The sequence below is a fragment of the Acidovorax sp. genome (assembly GCF_046341535.1).
Classification (GTDB): domain Bacteria; phylum Pseudomonadota; class Gammaproteobacteria; order Burkholderiales; family Burkholderiaceae_C; genus Acidovorax.
Window position 1 is genome coordinate 1 of sequence record NZ_JBKDRI010000083.1, and the last position, 6,240, is coordinate 6,240.

Consider the following 6,240-nt stretch of genomic DNA (forward strand, 5'->3'; position numbering starts at 1 on the left):
CGGCCCAAGCCCAGGACGGTCGAAAGATCAGTGGACTGACGCAGATCAACGCCGTACAAAAGTCGCTGCTGTGCGCACTGAAGCTTGCCGTGCCAACCCCTGGCGCCATCCAGAACCCGCATTTGTAGTCTGCGCTTTGAAACGCGAATTCAATCGAATCAAGCACTTGCGTGCGTGAACTGTCGAACTTGGGTGGCTCGCTCGTTCATCAAGTTTCTACACCTCGATAAACGCGCACTCAAAGGGCCATGCCGTCATCGTTTTTACGGAGGACGGTGAAATATCCGGGCTAAGCTCGAAATAGGGAGTTTTTGCAGTGGTGGGACGGCCTACCCAGGCTCATGCCTGCAAGGAGGAGCAACACCGCATGGCGCTCCAAAAAGCGGTGCTGGCAAGTGCATAGCGCTGTCACCCCAAAGGTGAGGCTGCAAAAACAACCCAAGGCCCGAGTCCACGCGGTGTGCGGCAGGATGACAAGCGGTCAACTGCCGTTTTTAGGTTCAATCATCCTTTTACAGGCCGTTGGCCGCATCGCCTCATCCGCGACTCAATTGATTTGCGCGGCGTGCCTCATGCACCTGATGGAGGGTGATCTTGCGCACTTCGGCCTGGCTGGTCTGGATGTGGGCTGTCAGCAGCAATATGGCCTGTTCTGCGCGTTTGGACTGGAGGGCTCGCAGGATCTTGCCATGCTCTTCATAGGTCAGGTCTATGCGGGGCCGTTTGGTGAAATCCAGGCGCCGGATGATGCGGATGCGTTCGGTCACGTCCCGGTGCACCCGAGCCATCTCCGCATTGCCGGCCGCACTGACAAGCGCGCAGTGGAAAGCCTCGTCGGCTTCGGCCACTTTGGCTGCGTCGGTACTGCGCGCGGCGACGGGAACCAGCCAATGATTTGCCAGCGCGTCAAGCTGACCGCGATCGACCAGGGCATAGTCCTCGCAGATGCGTCGAACTGCGGTGGTTTCAAGCAAGATCCGCAGGTCGTAGAGCTGATCGAAACGAACGAAGTCAAACGGCAGTACCCGCCATCCGCTTCGGAACATCACTTCCACATGCCCTTCAGCCTGCAATCGCATCAGCGCCTGGCGCACCGGAGTGCGCGACACCTGCAAGCGCTCGGAGATCTCGTTTTCGGTGAAGCGGTCTCCGGGTACGAGCACGAACTCCGCCAGGTCCACTTTCAGTGTCTGGTAAACCTCGTCAGCCAGGCTGATGCGTGGGGTGGTCAACATGGGTGAATGGTCAGCGCCGGACTTCGCGTTGGAAAACTTCGAGACTGCGTTTTTTGGTTGCCACAAAGCTCGGCTCGGTCAAAGTAGCTACGGTCCGTGGACGGGGGTCATCGTACTGCAGGATCTCGGCGATCGACGTGGGCCGCTTGGTCAGCAGCAGCACCCGGTCGGCCAGATAGACCGCTTCCTCCAGATCGTGCGAGACCAGCATCATGGTGGTGCCGGTTTGCATGAAGACCTCCTGCAGTTTTTCCCGGATGAACAGCGTCATCTCAAAGTCCAGGGCTGAGAAAGGTTCATCCAGGAACAACACCTCCGGCTTTGGCGCCAGCGCCCGCATGATGGATGCAGTCTGTTGCTGCCCGCCCGACAGCTCATAGGGATAGCGATTGAGGTCGAACTTGACATCGAAAGATGCGACCAGTTCCTCCATGCGGCGGTCGACCTCTGCCTTGCTCTTACCCTCCAGCTTGAGGGGATAGGCGATGTTGTCGATGGTCCGCATCCATGGAAACAGAGCCTCGCGGTAGTTTTGGAACACATAGCCGATCTTGGTGTCCTTGAGCGACTTGCCGTCGAACAGGATTTCACCAGCGTCTATCGGTACCAGGCCAGCGATCATGTTGATCAACGTGGACTTGCCGCAACCGTTGGGTCCGAAAATCGAAACGATCTGCGCCTTGGGAATGTCGAGATCGAAGTTCTCATACAGGGGCCACCCCGCAAAGTACTTGGTCAAACCGCGGATGGTGATGTGCGTGCCAGCCGGACCTGGTCGGAACGCAGGCTTGGGCGTCTCTGCATACACCGGACCGTTGAGAACTTCCGTCATCTTCCACTCCAGTGAACAATACGCTTTTCGAGCGCTAAAAAGGCGATGTTGAGGGCATATCCGAGAATGCCCGCAGCCATGATTGCGGCGTACATCACCCGCACATTCATCACCTGCTGGGCGTCGATGATCTTGTGGCCCAGTCCGTTTTCAGAGCCGATGAACATCTCGGCAACCACCACGATGACCAGAGCCATCGACACGGCGGAGCGCAGTCCGACGAAGGAAGGCTGCAGGCTCTCCCAAAAAAGCACATCCTTGAAGATCTGCCAACGGCTGGCACCCATCACTTTCGCAGCGGCTACCCGCTGCTTTCGTGCATTGATCACTCCGTAAGCGCAGTTGAAAATGACGATCAGAAAAGCGCCAAATGCTGCAATGGCCACCTTGTTGACGTTGCTGATGCCAAAGATCAAAAGGAATAGCGGAATGAGCGCCGACGCCGGCGTGGATCGGAAAAAGTCAATCAGAAACTCGACGCTGCGGTAGGCTCGCTCGTTGCTGCCCAGCGCAATGCCCAGCGGCATGCCGATCGCCGTGGCAATGCCGAAGGCCATCAGCGTTCGCTCAAGCGTCACCAGAAAATGCGGCAGCAGCAGCGACCCGGCCATGCCGTTGATCAGCGTGAGGATCGTGTCCACCGGCGTGGGTAGCAGGATGGGCTTGATCCAGCCGACTCTGACCACCAGATCCCAGAGGATGACCAATGCGATCGGTCCTGCCAGGGGCAACAGGCGGCCCCAGTTGATCGGCTTGCCTGGACGAGACGGTTCATCGGAGCCTCGATTGCGCCAAGACTCAACCGCGTTAGACGGTGCAGCCTCGGCGCCTTTCGGGCGCAGTTGTGTGGTGGGTTGTTGCAGCATGAATCAACCTCGGTAGAGCATGCCGGCGACGTCAACCTTGCGGTTGAAAACACCGCGCTCGGTAAAGAGGTCAAAGAACTTTTGAAAGTGGCCGATATCCGACGACTTGAATTCCGTGGACATCATGTAATCGGCCATCGGGACCTCGTTGGTCAGTGCGCCCTCGATCGCGGTGTAGCCTTTGAGGAAAGGGCGCGCTTCTGACGGATTGGTTTTGACAAGGTCCACGCCTCTCTTGTAGGCCGCGATGTAGCGGCGGGATACCTCGGGATACTTGTTGAGGAATTCGGTGGTCAAGCTGGCCGAGCCGCCGTGCCACGGCGCCATGGGGTCGCCAAGCACATACGTGGCGATCACGCCGACTTCCAGATTGCGCGTCGTACCGTTGAGTCGACCAATCGTGCCAGTCGGTTCGAGTGTGTAGCAGGCATCGACCTGGTTGGCCACGATGGCTGCGATGTGTTGGCCAATTGGCAACTCGACGACCGTGAAGTTTTTCGCGCCAGCTCGCTCAAGTACCGTGCGGGCCAGCACCACGTTTTGCACGCCCGGACCGCACGCGACCTTCTTGCCAGAAAGCTCGCTGATGGCCTTGATCGGGCTGTCTTTGCCAACAATGAACTGGTCTAGTACAAACTTCTGGTTGGTGGGGTTGGTGCAGAAGATCTTGAGCACGCCTGGCTGGGCAATTTCCGCAATGCCCAGAGCGGCCGAGCCGGTGCCATTGGAGCTTCCTTCGGCGCGTCCAGCAATCATGGCCTCAGCAATCTGCTGCGGGCTGGCGAGTTTGAGAGGCTCCACGTCCAGCCCAGCCTCCTTGAAGTAGCCCTTTTCAATGGCTGCGAAAAACGGGATGGCCGATGCCACAGGCCAGAAGCCGACACGGATTTTTGGGTTGGTCTGTGCAAACACAGAGGCTGGGGCACCCGCCATGACGAGTGCCGCGCCAGCGGCTTTTATCAGTGTGCGACGTTGGGTGAGTTTGCTCATGATCATCTCCGAGGGTTGATAGTCAGGTTGGGAATCGAATGGGTAGCCAGGGGGGATCAGGTACCAGGACGGTCCTGCGTGTAGGCGCGCCAACCACCGTAGTGGGTGATGTCCTGCGCATTGCGCGCCGCTTCGCTTTCGCATAGGAATCCCTGCACCAGCGATCCATCCGACAAGCGAACTGTTCCAATGCCCAGCGGCGCTCCAATGAGGGCGACGAACGAGCCATAGTGCGACGTGGGCATGTCCCACACCTCAAGGGCGATGGATGCACCTTCACCCGGCGGCACGCGAAGCAGACCGGGCTTGGGTGGCACCGTGCCAGCCAGTGCGTAAAGACGGTACTCGGGAGCGGTTTCGGCGCCGCGCAACAGCCGTGCACCGCGCTCCTTGAGTTGCCAGTTCAACGGCATCCCGGAAAGATGAGCGCCGACCACAGCCAGTGTCACGCGCGGCTCGCGCTCGTCGATCGGCGGGGGCGCAAGCGTCTCGGCCGGAGTCAGAGGAGCTCCTGTGGCGCCCATGGCCAGGCCCGTTGCCTGGTGATATCGCTGACCAAGGTCGGCCAGGGCCCAGTCGCTGCCGCAGGGGGCGATGAGCGTGATGCCGAAGGGCAGCCCGTCGGGCCGCATGCTGCTCGGTACCGATAGCGCCGCGTAGTCCAGCAAGTTGACGAAATTGGTGTACGTGCCCAGCTTGCGGTTGAGATCAACCGGGTTGGATCGCATCTGCGCGATGGTGTAGTGCGTCGGTGCGGTAGGCACCAGCATGACGTCAAAGCGATCCCAAAGCGGCTCGACCTGCTGCCCCAGCTCGCGCAGTCGCACCTGGGCGTCGAACACATCCGCCGCACCGTAGCTTCGCCCTTTGGCGATGATGCTGCGCACGGGCTCCATGACCTCGGATTCGTGCGTGTCGAAGAACTCCCGGACGGCTGCATAGCGCTCACCGAGCAAGGCACTTTCGTACAGCAGCGCCGCAGCCTGGGCACACGGCGCATAGTCAAAGTGCACCGGTATGCCGCCGAGCATTTGCATCCGCTGCACCGCCGAATCAAACGCTGAACGAGCCAGTTCGTCATCGCAGAAGTCAAGTTGCTGCGGGATCCCGAATCGGAACTGTGCACCAAATGGCGCAGGGCGAAGGCCCAGCCGACGAGAAAATGGGTCCAGTGGATCGTGACCCATGGCCTGTGCGAGCGCACGCCAGGCCATGGGCACCGTGCGCGCGAAGATCGACACCGTATCAACGCTTTGGGCCGCCGGCACGACGCCCACTGCGCTGATGAGTCCTCGCGAGGGCTTGAGGCCGACGATGTTGTTCAGGCCTGCAGGCACGCGCCCAGAGCCTGCCGTGTCGGTGCCCAGCGCGAAGTCCACCTGCCCACTTGCGACGACGTAGGCGGAGCCTGCACTGGATCCACCGCTGACGTATTGCGGGTTGAAAGCGTTGGGCACCGCGCCGTAGGGTGAGCGGGTTCCGTTGAGCCCACAGGCGAACTGATCAAGATTGGTCTTGCCGATCAGCGTTGCGCCGGCATCGAGTAGCCGCGTCACCACGCTTGCGTGCGATGTGGCAGTGCGAGCGAACGCTGGACACGCGGCGGTGGTCGGCAGGTCTGCCACGTCAATGTTGTCTTTGACGGCAAACCTCAGTCCATGGAGGGCGCCACCGGCGCGGCCGTGCACCGGTTCGGACGGCTTGAGGATCCACGCGCTGCGGGGATCGCCCGTTTCTGGGGCTTGCCCCGGATTTTCGTAAGTTTTTTGCACCACTTTGGAAATCCATGCTTGTATACAAGGATGTACTAGCGAAAGTCGTGCCAGCTGATCGGATTGGATCAAGGTCGGGCGAGGCCAGGGTTTGGGTGGTGGGATGTCGTTGTTCACAACCCAAAGATGCGGGCTTGCGATGCACTCGTGGTGCCGCCCTTGGCCCAAATCAGGTCGCCGCGTTGTCGTCACTGCCGAGCAACGAAGTGAGGTAGCGCGCGACAACCTTCGGCCGCCGTGGAAATCGGGTGCGTGCAACAAAGCACACTGCGAAGCAGGCCCCATGCCCTGCGTTGCCAAGGCTCCGTGCACCGGATCCGATGATCGGGCCGTTTCCTGGGTGCTCTGAGGGCGTCGTGCTCGCTGCACTGGGCGGTGAGCGCTCGGTGCAGCGGGGCGTTGCTGCTAACCCGAATATTTCACGGCAATTGGTCGAAGGCGGAGCGAAGCGAGTTTTTCTGTTGATTTTGGGCTGCCAAGTGCTCTGGCCAGGGCTTTGATGTGCTGCAAAAGGCTATGGCGTGGTAACCAGGCACACCGGCCCC

General features: G+C 60.2%; 5 protein-coding genes. All 5 read right to left on the reverse strand.

Going from position 1 to position 6,240, the window contains the following annotated elements; translation table 11 throughout:
* Nucleotides 1–536 precede the first annotated feature (536 nt).
* Genes ACK543_RS05665 through atzF form a run of 5 tightly spaced genes read right to left on the reverse strand, consistent with a single transcriptional unit; the run spans nucleotide 537 to nucleotide 5,698 of the window.
* Nucleotides 537–1,235: a GntR family transcriptional regulator gene (locus ACK543_RS05665; RefSeq protein ID WP_409941879.1), complete on the reverse strand. Its 699-nt coding sequence runs from the start codon at nucleotides 1,233–1,235 to the stop codon at nucleotides 537–539.
* A gap of 10 nt (nucleotides 1,236–1,245) precedes the next feature.
* Nucleotides 1,246–2,067: an ABC transporter ATP-binding protein gene (locus ACK543_RS05670; protein WP_409941880.1), complete on the reverse strand. Its 822-nt coding sequence runs from the start codon at nucleotides 2,065–2,067 to the stop codon at nucleotides 1,246–1,248.
* Nucleotides 2,064–2,933: an ABC transporter permease gene (locus tag ACK543_RS05675; RefSeq protein WP_409941881.1), complete on the reverse strand. Its 870-nt coding sequence runs from the start codon at nucleotides 2,931–2,933 to the stop codon at nucleotides 2,064–2,066. The genes ACK543_RS05670 and ACK543_RS05675 overlap by 4 nt, the downstream gene beginning before the upstream one ends.
* A gap of 3 nt (nucleotides 2,934–2,936) precedes the next feature.
* Nucleotides 2,937–3,923, reverse strand: a complete 987-nt coding sequence (locus ACK543_RS05680; RefSeq protein ID WP_409941882.1) for an ABC transporter substrate-binding protein — start codon at nucleotides 3,921–3,923, stop codon at nucleotides 2,937–2,939.
* A gap of 56 nt (nucleotides 3,924–3,979) precedes the next feature.
* Entirely contained in the window at nucleotides 3,980–5,698 is a 1,719-nt protein-coding gene (gene atzF, locus ACK543_RS05685) for an allophanate hydrolase (RefSeq protein WP_409941883.1), read from the reverse strand.
* Nucleotides 5,699–6,240 lie beyond the last annotated feature (542 nt).